At 46.5% G+C, this 18,860-nt stretch carries 16 protein-coding genes; 7 read left to right on the top strand and 9 right to left on the bottom strand.

Annotation, left to right across the window (positions count from 1 at the left end):
• Positions 1–8: 8 nt before the first annotated feature.
• Positions 9–2,042, bottom strand: a complete 2,034-nt coding sequence (gene metG / locus NJR55_RS07845; RefSeq protein ID WP_253619361.1) for a methionine--tRNA ligase — start codon at positions 2,040–2,042, stop codon at positions 9–11.
• A gap of 105 nt (positions 2,043–2,147) precedes the next feature.
• Between metG and apbC the strand changes: the two genes are divergently transcribed.
• Both apbC and dcd read left to right on the top strand, forming a co-directional pair.
• The gene (gene apbC, locus NJR55_RS07840) at positions 2,148–3,134 is read left to right on the top strand and encodes an iron-sulfur cluster carrier protein ApbC (RefSeq protein ID WP_253619352.1); all 987 of its coding nucleotides are present in this window, start codon (positions 2,148–2,150) and stop codon (positions 3,132–3,134) included.
• A 45-nt stretch (positions 3,135–3,179) separates the two neighbouring features.
• Positions 3,180–3,767, top strand: a complete 588-nt coding sequence (gene dcd / locus NJR55_RS07835) for a dCTP deaminase (RefSeq protein ID WP_011233961.1) — start codon at positions 3,180–3,182, stop codon at positions 3,765–3,767.
• Here dcd and NJR55_RS07830 read toward each other — a convergent pair.
• On the bottom strand, positions 3,764–4,660 hold the full coding sequence (locus NJR55_RS07830; protein WP_253619350.1) for a gluconeogenesis factor YvcK family protein: 897 nt from the start codon (positions 4,658–4,660) through the stop codon (positions 3,764–3,766). The two genes, dcd and NJR55_RS07830, sit on opposite strands and share 4 nt — an antisense overlap.
• A 106-nt stretch (positions 4,661–4,766) precedes the next feature.
• On the opposite strand from NJR55_RS07830, the gene NJR55_RS07825 reads away from it, so the two are divergent.
• From NJR55_RS07825 to NJR55_RS07805, 5 genes are all read left to right on the top strand, one after another.
• Positions 4,767–6,173, top strand: coding sequence for a protein adenylyltransferase SelO (locus NJR55_RS07825; RefSeq protein WP_253619348.1), 1,407 nt, complete (start codon positions 4,767–4,769; stop codon positions 6,171–6,173).
• Positions 6,174–6,241: 68 nt separating this feature from the next.
• On the top strand, positions 6,242–6,736 hold the full coding sequence (locus tag NJR55_RS07820; protein WP_253619346.1) for a DUF192 domain-containing protein: 495 nt from the start codon (positions 6,242–6,244) through the stop codon (positions 6,734–6,736).
• Positions 6,737–6,777: 41 nt separating this feature from the next.
• The gene (locus NJR55_RS07815) at positions 6,778–8,451 is read left to right on the top strand and encodes a M28 family metallopeptidase (RefSeq protein ID WP_253619344.1); all 1,674 of its coding nucleotides are present in this window, start codon (positions 6,778–6,780) and stop codon (positions 8,449–8,451) included.
• Between the two features lie 75 nt (positions 8,452–8,526).
• On the top strand, positions 8,527–8,895 hold the full coding sequence (locus NJR55_RS07810; RefSeq protein ID WP_253619342.1) for a hypothetical protein: 369 nt from the start codon (positions 8,527–8,529) through the stop codon (positions 8,893–8,895).
• A 21-nt stretch (positions 8,896–8,916) separates the two neighbouring features.
• Entirely contained in the window at positions 8,917–9,960 is a 1,044-nt protein-coding gene (locus tag NJR55_RS07805) for a bifunctional glycosyltransferase family 2/GtrA family protein (protein ID WP_253619340.1), read from the top strand.
• A 64-nt stretch (positions 9,961–10,024) separates the two neighbouring features.
• On the opposite strand, the gene NJR55_RS07800 is transcribed toward NJR55_RS07805, so the two are convergent.
• The 7 genes from NJR55_RS07800 to NJR55_RS07770 all read right to left on the bottom strand — a co-directional run bounded on the left by NJR55_RS07800 (position 10,025) and on the right by NJR55_RS07770 (position 18,767).
• Complete coding sequence (locus NJR55_RS07800; protein WP_253619338.1) at positions 10,025–13,126, bottom strand: efflux RND transporter permease subunit; 3,102 nt, start codon at positions 13,124–13,126, stop codon at positions 10,025–10,027.
• 12 nt (positions 13,127–13,138) lie between these two features.
• Complete coding sequence (locus tag NJR55_RS07795) at positions 13,139–14,293, bottom strand: efflux RND transporter periplasmic adaptor subunit (protein ID WP_253619336.1); 1,155 nt, start codon at positions 14,291–14,293, stop codon at positions 13,139–13,141.
• Positions 14,294–14,362: 69 nt separating this feature from the next.
• Entirely contained in the window at positions 14,363–15,379 is a 1,017-nt protein-coding gene (locus NJR55_RS07790; RefSeq protein WP_253619334.1) for a zinc-binding alcohol dehydrogenase family protein, read from the bottom strand.
• A 73-nt stretch (positions 15,380–15,452) separates the two neighbouring features.
• Positions 15,453–16,463, bottom strand: coding sequence for an ArsA family ATPase (locus NJR55_RS07785; RefSeq protein WP_253619332.1), 1,011 nt, complete (start codon positions 16,461–16,463; stop codon positions 15,453–15,455).
• A 35-nt stretch (positions 16,464–16,498) separates the two neighbouring features.
• Entirely contained in the window at positions 16,499–16,771 is a 273-nt protein-coding gene (locus NJR55_RS07780) for a cory-CC-star protein (RefSeq protein WP_011233950.1), read from the bottom strand.
• A 20-nt stretch (positions 16,772–16,791) separates the two neighbouring features.
• Complete coding sequence (locus tag NJR55_RS07775; protein WP_253619329.1) at positions 16,792–18,471, bottom strand: carbon starvation CstA family protein; 1,680 nt, start codon at positions 18,469–18,471, stop codon at positions 16,792–16,794.
• Positions 18,472–18,593: 122 nt separating this feature from the next.
• The gene (locus NJR55_RS07770; RefSeq protein ID WP_016341288.1) at positions 18,594–18,767 is read right to left on the bottom strand and encodes a DUF1328 domain-containing protein; all 174 of its coding nucleotides are present in this window, start codon (positions 18,765–18,767) and stop codon (positions 18,594–18,596) included.
• Positions 18,768–18,860: the final 93 nt, after the last annotated feature.

Below are 18,860 nucleotides of genomic sequence, written 5' to 3'. Positions count from 1 at the left end.
CTGATTGATTACATTATTCTCATACCTGGTTTGGCGCCGTCATGCGGGTTAAGAATGTAGATTTCATCTTTACCCGGGCCTGCTGCAAGCACCATACCTTCAGATAAACCAAAGCGCATTTTTCGAGGTGCTAAGTTCGCAACCATAACGGTTAATTGACCTTTCAATGCTTCCGGAGCATAAGCTGACTTGATGCCGGCAAATACCTGACGAGTTTCGCCTCCAAGATCCAACGTAAGTTTCAATAACTTATCAGCACCTTCAACGTGCTCAGCATTTGCTATGCGGGCAACGCGTAAATCAACTTTAGCAAAATCGTCAAAGCTGATTTCATCGGCAATGGGTTCTTTCTTCAATTCGTCGTTGGCTTCCATAGCCGGGGTTTGTGAAGCTTGCTCTTCTTTTGATGCGTCAATCATAGCGTTTACGTCATCCATTTCAACGCGCTGCATGAGCGCTTTGAATTTGTCTATCGGGTGGTCTGTTAAAGCCGTTTTGTGGCTGTCCCAGGTGAAGTTGTCGTTTAAGAAGCTCTGCACTTCTTCAGTCAGTTTTGGTACAACTGGCGCTAAATAGACCATTAACACTCGGAATAAGTTGATACCCAGCGAGCAAATTTCGTGAACTTCCTGCTCGCTGCCTTCCTGCTTAATTAACTGCCAGGGTTCTTTATCCGCAATATACTGGTTCGCACGATCAGCCAACGCCATAATGTCGCGCATGGCACGTGAGAACTCTCGTTTTTCATAAAGCTCAGCGATGTTGTCACCGGCTAGCTGAAAGTCTTCGAGCAATGCTGAGTCAGCTACGTTAGCTGAAAGTCTTCCATCGAACTTCTTCTGAATAAAACCGGCACAGCGGCTGGCAATGTTAATCACCTTACCAACAAGATCAGAGTTGACTCGTTGCGCGAAGTCAGTCAGGTTTAAGTCGAGATCATCAATACGGCTTGTCAGCTTGGCTGCAAAGTAATAACGCAGATATTCCGGGTCAAGATGCTCTAGGTAAGTACGAGCCTTAATGAATGTCCCTTTAGACTTAGACATTTTAGTCCCGTTAACCGTAATAAAACCATGTGCCCAGACATTGGTTGGCTGACGGAAGTCAGCGCCTTTTAACATGGCAGGCCAGAATAAGCTGTGGAAGTAAATAATATCTTTACCAATAAAGTGATAAAGCTCGGCTTCGCTGTCAGCTTGCCAATAAGTGTCCCAGTCGGCTTTGCCCGTGGTTGAGCAGTAGTTTTTAAAACTACTCATGTAGCCTATTGGCGCATCCAGCCAGACGTAGAAGTATTTATTTTCGGTGCCGGGAATTTTAAAGCCAAAGTAGGGTGCGTCGCGGGAAATGTCCCAACGCTGCAGGCCTTGTTCAAACCATTCGTTGAGCTTGTTCGCCATTTCATTTTGCAATGATCCAGAGCGCGTCCAGCTTTTTAGCATGTCACCAAATGCCGGCAGGTCAAAGAAATAGTGTTCTGACTCACGCAGTTCGGGTTCCGCGCCAGAAACCACCGACTTCGGGTTTTTCAGGTCGGTTGGCGCGTATGTCGCACCACAAACATCACAGTTGTCGCCGTACTGGTCTTCTGCGCCGCAATCCGGACACTCGCCTTTAACAAAGCGGTCGGGCAGGAACATCTCTTTTTGTGGGTCATAAAGCTGTTCAATGACTTCTGTTTTAATGTGGCCGGCTTTATCAAGACGGGTGTAGATAGTCTCAGCCAACTCACGGTTTTCGTCACTGTGTGTGCTGTAGTAGTGATCAAAACCGACTAAAAAGTCACTAAAATCGGATTCATGCGAGCGTTGCATGTCGCCAATCATTTGCTCAGGCGTTATGCCAAGCTGTTGGGCTTTCAGCATAATAGGAGTACCGTGCGCATCGTCGGCACAGACGAAGTGGCATTCATTACCGCGCAGCTTCTGAAAGCGTACCCAGATATCGGCCTGAATATAACCTAACATGTGACCGATATGGATAGGTCCGTTAGCGTATGGCAGTGCGTTGGTAACCAGTATTTTACGTGCGGATTGGCTCATGCGAAAATCTGCTTCCGTTTTGTTGATTAATCGAATGTAAACCCCAAAGTTCTATGCCGCTCATGTTAGCATAGCTCTTGGCTGATACACAGATCCCCGAGGTTGATGATGAAAGATTTTACTCACCCCTTATTACCTAATGGCATGCCCGATAACTGGGTAACTGGCTCCGGTAAGCAACGGGTATTGAACTTGCCTTTTGTTGCTGGTGAGTCCTTGCTGAAAGCCATACAGGAGGATTCTGAACTGGGCGAGTTCGACTGGCAGCTTAATTGTCAGATCAAAAAACTGAAGAACTCTCAGCCGGAATTACCGCTTACCACAGGTAATGTCATTGTTGTCTCCTCAGGCAAAGGGGGAGTAGGGAAATCCTCTGTGAGTGTTAACCTGGCATTAGCTTTGTCGCAGCTAGGTGCTAAGGTCGGGTTGCTGGATGCCGATATTTACGGGCCATCAATTCCGACGATGCTTGGCGGTGGCGGCTCAGAGATGGAATTGACTAAGAATAATAAAATGATGCCTTTAGAGCGCCACGGATTGTATGTACATTCGCTGGGATATCTGGTTGAGGACAACGATGCGACTATTTGGCGGGGGCCTATGGCAAGTGGTGCTCTGCAGCAACTATACAAAGACACGGCGTGGCCAGCGCTTGATTACCTGATTGTGGATATGCCGCCGGGAACCGGTGATATTCAGCTGACCATGGCACAAAAACTACCGGTAACTGGTGCTGTGGTTGTCACCACACCTCAAACTGTGGCTCTTAAAGACGCAGAAAAAGGCGTAGCTATGTTTGAAAAGCTGAATATTCCGCTCATAGGCATACTGGAAAACATGAGTTTTTACCAATGCCCGTCGTGTGGGCATGAAGATTCGGTTTTTGGCAAAAACGGCGGCGCGGTTATGGCAACTGAACACAACTTACCGTTATTGGGTCAATGGCCTTTGAACAGTGAGCTACGCGAGAGTCTGGATGGCGATACACCACTCTTGTTAGCACAGCCGGAACACCCGTTAAGTCAGCTAATTTTAAATTCAGCGCAACAAGTTGCTGCAAACCTCTATTATCAGCAAGAAAATTCGTTATAGTACTGGCCTTAAGGTCTTAAACGACAACACGGAGAACGATGAACGATGCGCCTAAACGACACTGAAATAGAACAACATTTGAAAGATGGAATTATAGGTGTCGAACCTGCACCCCAAGCCAATAATATCTCAGGCGTTACACTGGATATTCATTTAGGCAACGACTTTCGTGTGCTGCAGGACCATGCGGCACCTTTTATTGATATCAGCGGCTCGCGCGAAGCTATTGAAGCGGCCATTCAGGAAGTCATGAGTGATGAAATTGTACTTAAAGACGACCAGGCGTTTTTTATTCACCCGGGCGAGTTTGCTTTAGCGGTAACACACGAGTCTATTACCTTACCGGCCGACATGGTGGGTTGGTTAGACGGTCGCTCGTCATTAGCGCGTTTAGGATTGATGGTACATGTAACAGCTCATCGCATTGACCCAGGCTGGTCAGGACAAATTGTTCTGGAGTTTTTTAATAGCGGTAAGTTACCTTTGGCTTTACGAGCGGGTATGAAGATAGGCGCTATTAGTTTTGAGAAGCTCAGTGGCCCTTGTGCAAGGCCTTACAACAAGCGTGAAGACGCTAAATATCGCGATCAACACAGCGCCGTGGCTTCGCGTATTTCAGCTGACGGCGGTTAAGCACTCTCCACCAGGAGTTGTTTAGCGGCTTCTTCCAATTTAGCCAGTAAATTGCTCGTGTTATGGCGGTAGTAGACGTCTTCATCGCTCTGCAAACCGCCAATAACCGGTAACTTCAGGCCATTCTCTTTTTTATTACTTAAAACTAAGTCGACAACTTGCTTACCCAATTGCTTTTCGATAAAGCCAACTTTTTCAGCCAGACTGAGTTTGCCGGCGGGACCGTTTTCATCCACCAAGTTATCAATAAACACCACTTTGGCCTGAGTTGTCAGTAAGGCATCGCGAATACCATTAACGAGTAACGGTGGCATAACCGAGGTCATGAAACTTCCTGGCCCCAGCAATATTAACTGACTGCTTCGAATATGGCGTATTGCTTCGGGAGTTGCAGTAACACTGCCGGACAAAGACAGCTTGCGTGGCATAACAGGCAGTTTATCAATGCGTATTTCGCCATGACACTGAATGCCGTCGTTGGTTGTCGCAATGAGGTCGGTCGGGCATTCTGACATAGGAAGTATGCGGTTATCGACATTCAATAAACGACTTAAAAGCTGTATGCCGTCTAACGGACGTGCGCTGAGCTGGTCCAGTGTATAAAGCAGTAAGTTACCGAAGTTATGACCATGCAGTGACGATGTGCAATCAAAACGATAATTCAGTACTTCGGCGGCTAGTGGTTGTTCAACAAGTTGTGACAGGCAGTTGCGGATATCACCCCAGGCAATGCAGTGTTGTGACTCACGTAACAAACCGGTTGCGCCGCCGTTATCTGTGGTTGCTACAATACCGACTAACTTATGTTTCATAAACGACAGAGTCGACAGTACCCGACCGAGACCGTGGCCACCGCCTATTGCGGTGATACGTCGTAAAGAATGAAGTTGCATGTGGCTTCCTTTGCTGCCAATGGCCAAACGTTGCGACCTTAGCTGATTTATTATGAGTTATGCAAGCCTCGCTGACTGTGTAACAATCTATTTAGCAGGAGGATGTATGCCAATAGTTTTTGATAACCGCTTTGCCCGTAAGTTCCCGGAAATTACAACCCGACAGCCAATAAAGCCCGACGGCGAGGTAAGTTTACGTTGGTTAAATAGCCAGTTATGGGCTGAATTAACCAAGGGAGAAACGCCTCCGGCTGAATTGTCTCAGTGGCTGGGAGGGCTTGAGTCCTGGCCGGGAACTGAACCTGTTGCACAAAAATACGCAGGGCATCAGTTCGGACATTTTAACCCTTATTTAGGCGATGGTCGCGGCTTGCTTCTGGGTCAGGCTGTTGTGGGGGAGAAAATAACGGATATTCATATAAAAGGTGCCGGACCGACTCCCTACAGCCGGGGGGCTGATGGCAGGGCTGTATTGCGTTCTTCCATACGAGAGTTGCTGGCAAGCGAAGCTCTGCACGCGTTAACTATTCCGACAACGCGCGCTTTGGCATTAATTTCGACACAAGGGAAAATACAACGGGAGCGGGTTGAACCCGGCGCGATGTTGGCGCGTACAGCGACTACGCACGTCCGCTTTGGTCATTTTGAACACTGTTTTCACCGAGGGCTGGAAGACACTATGCACAACCTCTGGCAGGACACCATAGAAGTGACCTGGCCACACTTAGCGGATGCGGATATCGCGGAACAATTTTCTCAAGTGGTAAAAAGTACTGCGGACATGATTGCTGCCTGGCAGGCTTATGGTTTTATTCATGGTGTAATGAATACTGACAATATGAGTTTAGCTGGCGAAACCTTCGACTTTGGTCCCTATGCATTCCTGGATAATTATCAGCCCGAAAAGATTTTTAATCATACCGATGCGGGCGGGCGTTATGGGCTTCTGCAACAACCGGGAGTGGGCCTCTGGAATTTACAGCGACTGGCTCAGGCAGTGAGTCCTTTAATTGAGTCGGATAAACTGCGGGCGGCGCTGGACACCTACGAACCCGAACTTCGAGAAGCTTACTTAAACCGAATGACAAAACGTCTGGGGATGTCGTCAGTACCCGCTAACGAGAGAATGCAGTTGGTCGGCGGCTGGTTAAGTCTGCTGGAGGTGAACCAGGCCGATTATCAATTAGCATTCCGCGATTTAATTGACTCGCTTGAAGCGAGAGAGCCGAAAGGATTATTGGCACAAAGTGGTGAGAGCTGGTGGCAGGAATACAATAAAGCGGTAAATGGAAAGACTGATATTGACGTCATGAAGCGAGTTAACCCCTGGGTTATTGTCAGGACACACCATGCGCAGCGGGTAATTGATGCTGCAGAAGCAGGTGATGACTCGTTATTAAACGACTATATGCAGGCTTTAATGAATCCTTTTGCTGAGAGTTTACGTGAGAGCGTATGGGCTAAGCCACCAACAGCTGAGGAACAGGTTTCTGAACTGTCCTGCTCAAGTTGAGGTTTGAATTGCGATCTCCCACTGGATAGGACAAAATCAGAGTTACTGATTATGACAGGGTCAAGCAAATGAACTATCGAGTGCTTTTTATGTTAATCAGCGCCTTACCTTTTTGCAGTTTGGCGCAGCAATGGAATGTTCCTGAACCACAAGAGTTTGATAAGACCGAAGTCTGTCTGGGTGAGCTTGAACAACCTTTGACAGTCGAACTGGCGGATAATCAGCAACAACAAGCGCGCGGTTTAATGCAGCGTGAGTCACTGGGTGAGTACAACGGAATGTGGTTCCGTTATGGAAATGAGCGCCCCGGCTACAGTGGTTTCTGGATGTATCAGACATTAATTCCATTAGATATTGCTTACCTTGATCGCCAAGGCCGTATTGTGAAAACGTTCACAATGCGCCCCTGCGGCAGCGATGATCCAACGCAATGCCGAAGCTACTCTCCGGGGAAAAACTACTGGAGCGTACTTGAAGTTAATGGCGGATTTTTTGCGGAGCACGATATTCGCATGGGCGATCAATTAAGAAAAGCTAAGGGCGAAAGCTGTAAGCAAAAATAGGGTAAAGAGTAATAATGAAGAGTAATACAAAAGGAGAAACCATGAAGTACGTCATATTGGGAGCACTGAGCTTAAGTGTCTTAGCTGCTTGCGGGCCGGCAAACGAATCAAACAAAGAAACAGATAAAGCCGTTGCCGATATACAGGATTCAGCTTTTAACCCCAATTACCGGGATTATCTTAAAACATTATCTTCTGACGAATTTGAAGGGCGCGCGCCTGCATCAGCCGGTGGTGAGAAAACGGTTAGCTTTATTGAAAACAACTTTCGCGAGTGGGGCTTAAAGCCTTATGACCAGGAAAATGACAGTTATCGTCAACCCGTGCCTCTGGTCAAACTGATGCCTTATAAAGTCAGTTCTCTGAGCTTCGACGGTGAGTCAGCACCAGAGTCAATGAAGTACCGTACGGAAATGATGGCGTGGACACCGCGCGTGGTTGACGAAGTTAAAGTCGAAAACAGCGACGTCGTTTTTGTCGGATACGGCATTGTTGCTCCTGAATACGACTGGAACGATTACGAAGGACTGGATGTTGAAGGTAAAACCGTTGTTATGCTAGTCAATGACCCGGGCTACGCAACAGGTGACCCTGAGCTATTTAATGGCAATGCCATGACTTATTATGGTCGTTGGACTTATAAATTTGAAGAAGCCGCCAGACAGGGCGCTGAAGCCGCTTTTGTGGTTCACGAGACTGGACCTGCCGGATATGGCTGGGGTGTTGTCGCTGGTGGCTCTCCAGTGCGTTTTGACTTAAAGCGTGAAAACAAGAACATGGATCGCTCGGCAATTGAAGGTTGGATAACCGAAGAGAGCGCAAACTCGCTTTTTGCTACTGTAGGCAAGGATTTAGAACAAATGCGGGAGCTGGCGTTAAGTGGTGAGTTCAAGCCTCAGCCGCTGAACATAGAAGCTTCACTGACGGTTCAAAATAAATTTGAATATTTAGATACCAATAACGTTATTGGTTACATTGAAGGCTCTAAATATCCGGAAGAACACGTTATTTATATGGCTCACCATGACCATCTGGGCACCGACCCGGTGCGTGAAGATGATCCCATTTATAATGGTGCGCAGGATAATGCGTCGGGCACGGCTGCATTGATGGCTATGGCTGAGCAGTTTGCTAAAGATCCTCAACCGGAGCGCTCCATTGTGTTTGCTGCAGTAGGTGCAGAGGAAAGTGGTTTGCTTGGTTCTGACTGGTATGCCTCGCATCCAATGCTGCCGCTGGGCAAAGCCGTTGGCGGTATCAATATGGACGTCATGAATGTTTATGGTCCAATGAAAGACATGGTTGTCGTTGGTTATGGCAATTCTTCTATGGAAGACTACTTGAAACGCTACGTAAAGGCCCAAGATCGTTATGTAGCACCTGAGCCGACTCCTGAAGTTGGTTCATTCTATCGTTCAGATCATTTTAATCTGGCGAAAAGAGGTGTTCCAATGCTTTACGCTAAAGGCGGCAATGACCATGTTGAAAAAGGCCGTGAGTGGACTGAAGAGCAGCGTGCTATATTTAACCGCGATGCTTATCATAAACCGGCTGATGAATTTGATGAAAACTGGGATTTACGTGGTGTACAGCAGGATATGTCCGTTTTTTATTCAATCGGTAATGAGTTAGCAAACTCACGTGAATGGCCTCAATGGGCACCGGGTAATGAATTTGAAGCGGCACGTAAAGCAACAGAAGATATGCGTAAATAGACGTTAAGATAACCTTGTAGGAACGGTCAGTACCTTATGTTGTCTTAGCTTTGTAGTCATTTTTTAGGAGCAGTTATGACTCATAAACGAGATAAAGTTTATGTCCGTTTCAACCAGGGTTCGCGTACCGGAGGTTCATCCTCCGGTAACTGGCTCAGCCGTTTGCTGGGCCTTTTTTTGTTATTGGTTCTGATAGGCCTTGGACTGGCTTTTGGCATGGTCATCGCCGCCGTTTTATTTGTGCTGATGATTCCGGTTATGTGGCGTCAACGCCATGCTATTAAACAGGTTTGGCGTATGCGTAAGCAAGCGAAACAGCATTACCAGGAGCAACAACGGCAGCACGAAAAACAACAAGAACACTATGAAAATAATAAGGAAGACCGTGGATCGGTTATTGATGGAGAGTACGAAATCAAAGAAGATCAGGACAAAAAACCATAGAAACAAAGGCCCAGTGCTGGAATGAAAAAACCTTATATTGTTATTCCGGCGCTGGATCCCGACCAGCACTTGCTGGAGCTTATTGATAGCATTACCACTGGAGATCCAGAATGGAATCACTATCTGGGTATTATTGTTGTTGATGACGGTAGTCGCTTCTCCGATGTTTTTCAGCAACTGACTGATCGACATCGTGTTCATGTTCTAAGGCATGAGCAAAATAGGGGAAAAGGCGCGGCGTTGCGCACGGCATTTAACTGGATTATTAAGCAAAGTGATGAACGCTGTTCCGGTGCCGTAACTGCTGACGCAGACGGTCAACATTTGGCGAAAGACATTCTTGCTATCTGCACTTGCCTAAAAGGGTACCCGGATAAACTATGGCTGGGTAGCCGAACTTTCGATGAAAAAGACATACCTTTCCGCTCCAGACTCGGTAATAAGTTTACCCGGGTTATTTTTCGACTGGTAACGGGCCAGGATATTAAAGATACCCAAACGGGATTACGTGGAATTCCTTTAGGTTTTCTTGAACAGTTAGTTCACTTTACCAGTTCAGGTTATGAGTTTGAGTTGGAAATGCTGCTTTCGGCTAAGCGCTGCGGCTATCGCATAAACTCTCAGGAAATAACCACGGTTTATGAAGAGGGTAATGAAACAAGCCATTACCGACCAGTAATCGACTCGATAAAAATTTACCAGAAGTTTTTAAAGTTTGCGAGTATTGGGATTCTGTCTGCCGGCCTGGATTACTCCGTTTTTGCGACAGCTTACTTTTTCTCCGGCCAGGTGTTGGAGTCTATTGTTCTGGCGCGAGTTATATCCGGGGTGTTCAACTTCTCTTTGAATCGCCAGTGGGTATTCAAACAAGGGTCTCATGTCGCCTGGGACGCAACTAAGTACAGTTGTCTTGCCGTTGTCTTAGTGACTGCTAATTACGGCCTTACTGAGGCGTTCCGGTATCTTGGTGTTACACCCTTTATTGGTAAGCCATTAGCGGAAGGCTTAGTATTTTTATTGAGTTACGGTGGGCAAAAACGCTTAGTTTTTAAAAAAGCGGCTTAATAAGATATCGTTTTAAAAAAGAAAACCCGGAGTTGAGCTCCGGGTTTTTTGTTTCTGCTATTCGTTATTCTTCAGCTTGTTTGGGCGGGAATATTCGCCGCACAACATAGAAGAATAATGGTACGAAGAAGATCGCCAGTACAGTACCGCCAATCATTCCGCCTATAACACTGGTACCGATGGCATTACGGCTTGCTGCACCTGCACCATCGCTTAGCGCCAGAGGCATAACACCAAAGATAAAGGCTAAGGACGTCATAAGGATAGGGCGCAGACGTAAGCGCACGGCTTCCAGCGTCGCGTCCAGTAGCTCTTTACCCTGAGCCTGCAAGTCTTTCGCAAACTCAACGATTAGTATGGCGTTCCTTGCCGACACCCCAACGGTTGTCAACAGACCTACCTGGAAGTAAACATCGTTAGAGATACCGCGAAGCATAACAGCAACGACAGCACCCAGAATACCCAGAGGAACGACCAGCATGACTGAGAATGGTATCGACCAGCTCTCGTACAGGGCGGCCAGGAACAGGAATACAACAATCAGCGATACGCTATAAAGGATAGGCGCAAAATCACCAGATTGACGTTCTTGTAAAGAAATACCCGTCCATTCGAAACCAATGCCCGGAGGAAGCTTTGCAATCATCTTCTCCATTTCAATCATGGCTTCGCCGGTACTGACTCCCGGAGCAGCCTGCCCCTGAATTTCCATTGCAGAAACACCGTTATAGCTTTCAACTCGCTGGGCACCATAAGTCCATTCCCAGGTCGAGAATGAGCTAAATGGCACCATATCACCCTGGTTATTTCTGACATACCATTCGTTGATATCTTCAGGCAACATGCGCGATTCTGCTTGGCCCTGCAAGTAGACTTTTTTAACCCGGCCTCGATCGATAAAGTCGTTAACGTAGGATGAACCCCAGGCTGTGCTTAAGGTTTCATTGATATTGGCAATAGTCAGTCCCAAAGCCTGAGCTTTCTCAAAGTCGATATCAATACGCAACTGTGGTGCATCTTCAAGCCCGTTTGGACGTACCTGCACCAGCTTGTCGTTCTGTCCTGCCATTCCGAGTAACTGGTTACGGGCTTCTAATAAGCCAGCATGACCAAGATTACCGCGATCCTGCAGGAACAGATTGAAACCACTGGAAACACCAAGTTCCGGAATTGGAGGCAGGTTAAAGGCAAATATCATCGCCTCTTTAATTCCAGCAAAGTAACCAAAAGCTCGTCCAATAACGGCTTCAACACTCTGGCTTTCGTCACGCTCGCTCCAGTCTTTTAGACGTACGAAGGCGATACCATTAGCCTGGCTCCGTCCCGAAAAACTAAAGCCAACAACAGAAAATACCGACTGAACCGCATCTTCCTGGTTAAGGTAGTAGTTTTCTATTTTATCCATGGTATTAACTGACTGCTCAATAGTAGAGCCGACCGGTAACTGCATCTGTGTCAAAAATACACCACGGTCTTCGTCGGGTAAGAAGGCCGATGGCAATTTCATGAATAAGAACACCAGAATACCGATAATACCCAGATAAAGCACACCAAAACGTACAGTACGACGTAAGATTGAGTGAATGGTACTGGTGTATTTCTCGGTCCACTTTTCTAAGGTACGGTTGAACCAGCCAAGCGGGCCCCAGCCACTATTTTTATCGTGCTTAACCGGTTTCAGCAGGGTGGCACACAATGCTGGTGAGAACACGATAGCGACAAGAACAGACAGACCCATCGAGGTAATGATGGTCAGTGAGAACTGTCGATAAACGGCACCCGTAGAACCCGGGAAGAAGGCCATAGGTGCAAATACCGCAGCCATAACAACACCGATAGCAACAAGTGCGCCGGTAATTTGCCCCATCGACTTAATCGTTGCCTGTTTGGGTGACAAGCCCTCTTCAGACATTAAGCGCTCAACGTTCTCTACAACTACGATGGCGTCATCAACCAACAGACCGATAGACAGCACCATCCCGAACATGGTCAGGGTGTTAATTGAGAAACCTGCTAATGCCATGACACCCATGGTTCCCAGAATAACCACTGGTATTGCTAAGGTGGGTATTAAGGTTGCACGTAGGTTTTGCAGGAAAACGAACATGAGCAGGAAGACCAGAATAATGGCCTCGATTAAAACTTGAGCCACTTCTGAAATCGATATTTTGATAAAAGGTGTTGTATCGTAGGCTGTAACCAACTCCATTCCATCAGGGAAAAACTCTTCTAGTTCAGCCATTCGGGCTTTTACTGCATCAGCTGTTTCCAATGCATTAGCTCCGGTTTGTAGGTTAATCGCCAAACCTGTAGCCGGCTTACCGTTATAATTCGCCTGAATGGAATAGTTTTCTGCGCCTTTTTCGACTTCAGCAACGTCTTTAAGACGAACCTGAGAACCATCGGACAACACTTTTAAGGTGATGTTTTCAAACTCAGAGACATCAGACATACGAGTTTGCGCGATAATTGTCGCATTAAGACGTTGACCTTCGACGGCTGGTGTGCCGCCGAGTTCACCGGCTGCCACCTGAGCATTTTGTGTCCGAATAGCACTTTTCAGGTCGGCCATTGTCAGGCCGTAATTAACCAACGCGGAAGGATCGACCCAAATTCTCATCGAGTAGGGAGAACCAAAGAGTTGAACATTACCAACCCCGGTTGTACGGGCTATTGGGTCCTGAATATTTGACGCAATATAGTCACTTAAGTCGGTTTGAGAGTAACGGTCGTCAGAGGCAACGAGTGCGGCAACCATTAAGAACGAGCTGCTCGCTTTATTAACGGTAATACCCTGAGCCTGAACTTCCTGAGGCAACTGGGGGGTTGCCTGAGAAAGCTTGTTCTGAACTTGCACCTGAGCAATATCAGGATCGGTTCCTGAAGCAAAAGTCAGGCTAACGGTAGCGCTGCCAAAGTTACTCTGAGAAGAGAAATAGAGCAGGTTATCAATACCTGTCATATTCTGTTCAATAACTTTGGTAACGGTATTTGAAACGGTTTCGGCATTAGCGCCAGGGTAACTCACCTGAATTTCGACTGCAGGCGGCGCGATAGTCGGATACTGAGCAATAGGGAGCTGCAGCATCGCGATTGCGCCGGCCATCATGGTCAGCAGCGCGATAACCCAGGCAAATATCGGGCGATTTATAAAAAACTTGGCCATTACTGACTTCCCTTACTGCTGCTGTTCAGAGTTAGATGAATCGATAGTCACCGATGCGCCCGGACGAATTTTTTGTAGGCCCGAGGTGACTACGGTGTCACCTTCTTTGAGTCCTTCAGAAACTAACCAGCTACTGCCTATTGCTCGTTCCGTCGTTATCATCCGTTGTTCAACTTTTTTGTCATCATTTACCAGCATGACATAAGGTCGTCCTCTGGGGTCACGAGTTACTGCCATTTGCGGTACTTTAATCGCTGAGCTGATAGTACCTTCACTAACTTCGGCACGCACAAACATGCCGGGATACAGTGTTTTATCGGGGTTAGGGAACTCAGCACGTAATAGAATAGCGCCGGTGTCTTCATCGACGCTGACTTCAGAGAAAAGCAATTCACCTTTTTGATCGTAATCCAGACCATTTAATTTTAAGCGAACGGTAGCATTACCTTTTTCGTTCGCCTGAATACGGCCAGATTTTATATCGGCCTGTAATTTCATAAATTGTTTGCTGGACTGGTTAATATCAACATAAATTGGATCCAGTTGATTAATAGTAACCAAAGGTTCCGTTTGCGACGCTGTTAATAATGCACCTTCAGTGAAATTGGAGCGGCCAATAACACCGTTGATAGGGGCATTGACTTTCGTGTACTCAAGATTAATACGGGCATTTTTTAACTGGGCTTCAGCTACTGAAACAGCCGCTTTGTTTTGATAAAAAGTGGCTTCTGCGCTATCAAATTCGTCTTGACTGACAGCGTTCTCTTCAAGTAATTCCTGAAAGCGCTTATAACGAAGTTCTGAGCTGCGCAGTACAGCTTTTGCACTTTCAACTTCGGCCTCGGCACTGGCTAATTCTGCTTCGTAAACGGCAGGATCAATTTGATAGAGTTGTTGCCCTTTCTCTACAAAAGTTCCTTCCTCAAAAGTTCGTTTCAACAATACGCCACTAACTTGTGGACGAACTTGAGCAACTCTATAGGCAGCTGTACGCCCAGGCAAATCGGTACTAAGACTGATTGACTCAGGCGTGACGGTAATTACTTCAACCTGAGCTGCTTGCTGCTGACCTTGTTGCTGCTGTTGTTGGTCGCTGCATGCGGTTAGTGCTCCCGTTAACAGAAGACCCGCGGCAAAAATGGGGGCAAACCTAAAACGCGTGTTCATTAAATTACCTCTGACCTATTAATTTATATCAATCCGGAATTATACATACATTCATGTATGTTTGTAAAACTATTCAGCGACAGTTAGCGCTATTTTTCCGATGGTCTTATGACTTTCTAAAGCCTGATGTGCCATTCGGAGGTTATTTGCGTTCATTTCGCCAAAGGTTTTACCCAGAGTCGAACGGATTTGGCCTTTTTCGACCATTTTGGCTATATGGTTCAGTAATTCCTGCTGCTTTATCATGTCTGCTGTAGTAAACATAGAACGGGTAAACATAAACTCCCAGTGCAAACTGATACTTTTTTGTTTCATCAGGGTAATGTCGATACTTTCTGACGGATCATCTATAAGGCAAAAACGACCCTGAGGAGCCATTAATTTCATGCATTGTGCGAAATACTGTTCGCTATGAGTCAAACAGGCCACATCGGTTACCGGCGAGGCGCCAACAGACTCTATTTGCTCGGCTAAGTCGTCGTAATGATTGATAACATGGTCAGCCCCAAGAGCTTTAACCCATTGTTGAGATTCTGCGCGGGAGGCCGTAGCGATAATGGTGACATCGGTTAGCTGAGCGGCAAGCTGAATTAAGATAGATCCAACGCCACCGGCTCCGCCAATGACTAACAGAGTTCTTTTGTTATGCGGTGAAGGTTTATCAACCTGTAAGCGATCGAACAGAACTTCCCAGGCAGTAATACTGGTCAGGGGAAGGGCGGCGGCCTGAGTATCATCGAGGTTTGTCGGGGCTTTGCCCACAATACGGTAGTCAACCGTTTGTAACTGTGCATTGCAACCCGGCCGGGTTAAGTCACCCGCGTACCAAACCCGGTCTCCGGTTTTAAATCCTGTTACTTTATCTCCGGTAGAGACAACTTCGCCGACCGCATCCCAGCCAATAATTTTGTGGCCAGATTCAGGCGCCATGCGCATTCTGATTTTGGTATCAACCGGGTTAACGGCTACGGCTTTAACTTTAACCAGTAAATCGTTTGCTCCCGGAACAGGGTCATCGACAGTAATATCCAGCAGTGAATTCGGATCTTCGGCCGGAAGTGATTCTTTGTATCCTACAGCGCGCATAGTCTTCTCCTTAATTAACAACAATCACACTGTATACGTATTATTAGAGAAAGCGATGACAAAAAAATGGCAGTTAGGAAGAAAATCCTGCTTGCTCCAGATTATTTGCAAAGGCTTCTAATGCGTCGAGACCTTGCACATCTTCTTCTAACAGATAAAGAGAGTAATTTCGCCATGCTTTAAAACGTTTGTGAATGTCTTCTATGTAAGTTTTTTCCTGAAGCCTGCGTTTGGCCAAAAAGCTGCCGTCGGCCTGTTCAGGCAAAATTCGATTAATGACAACACCGCCAACAGGTAACTTTTCTGCGGTTAACGATTGTAATGCCCGATCCGTTTCCTGAATAGGCAGCCGCTCGGGTGTCAGCACAAACAGGATGGATGTATAATTGCTATCCTGCAATAAGCGTCGGGTTCGCTGAAAAAGCCTCTGCCGTGTTAATAGTTGTTCTGTAATTGCTTTGGTTCGGTCCGTCATACCGTCGCTGGCATTGTCTTTAGGGTCAGCCATTGGGTTATTAATGTCTTTACCGGCTTTAGGCGATAAGTGCTCAAGAACTGAGTCGAAGTCTTCAGAGCGCTTTTGCGAACGCAGCATACCCTGAGTCCAGGCAGCCATTGCTTCGGGTAACGTAAGTAAACGCAGGGTATGCCCGGTTGGGGCTGTATCAAAAATCAGTAAATCATAGTCCTTTTCCGCTTCATCAATAACGTTGCAAATTCGTTCCAGCAAAGCAGCTTCCTGAGCACCCGGTGACTGCTGGGTTAAACGCATTTGACGTTCAATTTCGGGGAAAAGATCGGGGTTAGTAAAACGTTTCATTTGAGAACTGACGCGATCGATATGAGCTTTAACTTCGTGGTCAGGATCAATTTCTAATGCGGTTAAATTTTCGCGCATGACAGTTTTTTTATCGCCGATTTTTTTGTCGAATACATCGGCCAGGCTATGTGCCGGGTCGGTTGAAACCAGCAGTACTTTTTTACCTTGGCGGGCAGCTAAAACCGCCAGAGCAGAAGACACTGTTGTTTTACCAACTCCGCCTTTACCACCAATTAATAAAACTTTTTTATCGCTTAACAACATGAGAAATGAACCCTGTTTTTGGTCGGGTTATAAAATTAGCAACAACGGAAATGGTCGAGAGGTGAGTGTTCCATCCCCATACGTTGATGCCATTCGTGGAAGCGTTCCAGCATTAATGGCTGTAACTCTAAAGTATAATAGGCGGCCGGATTCGGCACGCCCATCATTTCAGAAAAAACCAGTAGCATGAATAAGTCATCTTCATCGCGCTTTGCCCGGGCAATAGCAGAACGATAGGGCGCATTATAAAACTCATTGGCCAAATCACTCGCCCGGCTGAACCAACGGCGCACTGACTGTATATTCATGCTACTTACTCCAGTTACTTTTATTGCTGCTTCTGGGCTTTTTGTTCCTTACGGATTTTAGTTAAGCCTGCGCTAGCCTCAAGAGCAATCCAGATAGCGGCAACCAGCACCACTAAATCCAGACCCATTAAGAACCAGTCACCGCTGTTATAAAAATCCTTAAGCTGAACAATAAGAGCGAAGACTGTCATTATCAACAGGAAAATCAACGGTATTAAGGTGTAATACATTGGTCGGCCTAAGCGCACCAACATGACCGTAATAACCAACAAGGTCAACCCTGCTAATAACTGGTTTGTGGTCCCGAACAGAGGCCAGATAACTAAGCCGCCGGAACCGTCTGCGCCACCAGCACCGAAGGCTAACAATAAGCAGCTGCCGACGGCAAGCATCGTTGCCGGAAATGCTTTTTGCATCCAGTTAATGTTATATAAGCTTCCCCATTCCTGGAAAATATAGCGTTGCAGACGTAATCCAGTATCCATTGTGGTACCGGCAAAAAGCACAGCCATTACCGTTAGCAGGGTTTCTGATACGCCAATGTCCAGGCCAAGCCCTTGACTAATAATATTAGCGCCACCTTCGACGAAAGCTGATACACCACCTTGTCCGAAGGACGAGTAGACAGCTTCCCAGTCAGCTAATGTCGCAAAACCGGCTGTTGCAGCGATGATAGTCGCCAGTGATAATGAACCTTCACCAATGGCACCGAAGTAGCCTACAAAACGGGCATCGGTTTCTTTATCAAGTTGCTTAGAGGTTGTGCCTGATGCAACTAATCCGTGGAAGCCTGAAATGGCACCACAGGCTATGGTGACAAACAACAGCGGCAACATTGACGGCGTGCCTTCCGGAGTATTGCTATTGAAGGCCGGAGCTGAAATTTCCGGAGCCAGCAATAAAGTTGCGCCGTAAAGCAAAATAAGTCCAATGAATAGCTGTAGGCCGTTGATGTAGTCGCGAGGCTGAAGCAACATCCAAACGGGCAATACCGAAGCGATGGCTGCGTAACCAAACAGAATAAGAACCCATTGTGCGTTGTCACTGATGCCCATTACCGTTTCCGGCAATTCAATTGGGAATGAAGGACCTGCCCAGATAAGTGCGTACAGTGCCAGTACACCGATAATGGATATTGCACCTAAGCCCATCCATTTACGGAAAATAATTTGTCCGATAATAAGTGCGACAAAAATAGCGCCCCAAACCGGCACTACTGAGCTGGAGAATTTAATCAGCAGACCTGAAATAGCAGTAGCGAAAACCGCGTTGACCATCAGCAACACGAGGAAGATAACGATCATGAACAGCGTTTGAGAGCGTTTGCCAACAACATCGCCAGTCAGGTTACCAATAGATTTGGCTTTATTACGGTTACTTGCCCAGATTGCGCCAGCATCGTGTACGCCAGCAAAAAATATGGTACCGAAAATAACCCATAAGAAAGCAGGTACCCAACCCCAGATAACCGCGATGGCAGGACCAATGATAGGTGCTGCACCGGCTACAGAAGTAAAGTGGTGGCCCCACAGAACGTATTTATTGGTAGGGACGAAGTCGACTCCGTCTTCTAATTCGTGAGCGGGTGTTCTGAAGTTAGGATCAAGCTTAAAAATTTTCTCAGCAATAAATTTAGAGTAAAAAACATAACCGAGAAACATTGCGCCTAAACCCAGAACCATCATTACGATTGCGTTCATGGCAAGAGCCTCATTGTTGTAGTGTTAGACAGATAACGAAAAATGCCAACCGTTATTGTAGCGTAAACTCAATAACGGTTGGCATACGACCAATGTCTAATATCTATCAAAGGCTAAAACATTTAAAGCCTTTTATTCCCCTGAAGAAGGCGAACAACTAAAGAAATCGCAAAGAGGATGATAAAGATATAGAAGATAATTTTGGCTATTCCAGCTGCTGTTCCGGCAATTCCACCAAAGCCTAAAATAGCAGCCACTACAGCCACGGCTAGAAAAATAAGAACCCAACGTAACATATTCACCTCACTGATTAATTTAGAAGATTCAATTAGTAAGGTAGACCATGATTTGTAAAATAACCACTATATGTAAGTGTAAAAAAACCGCTA

Source organism: Idiomarina rhizosphaerae, assembly GCF_024159085.1.
In the GTDB taxonomy this organism is placed as follows: Bacteria; Pseudomonadota; Gammaproteobacteria; order Enterobacterales; family Alteromonadaceae; genus Idiomarina; species Idiomarina rhizosphaerae.
The sequence above is the reverse complement of the archived record's forward strand: the minus strand, read 5'-3'. Positions and strand labels throughout refer to the sequence as shown.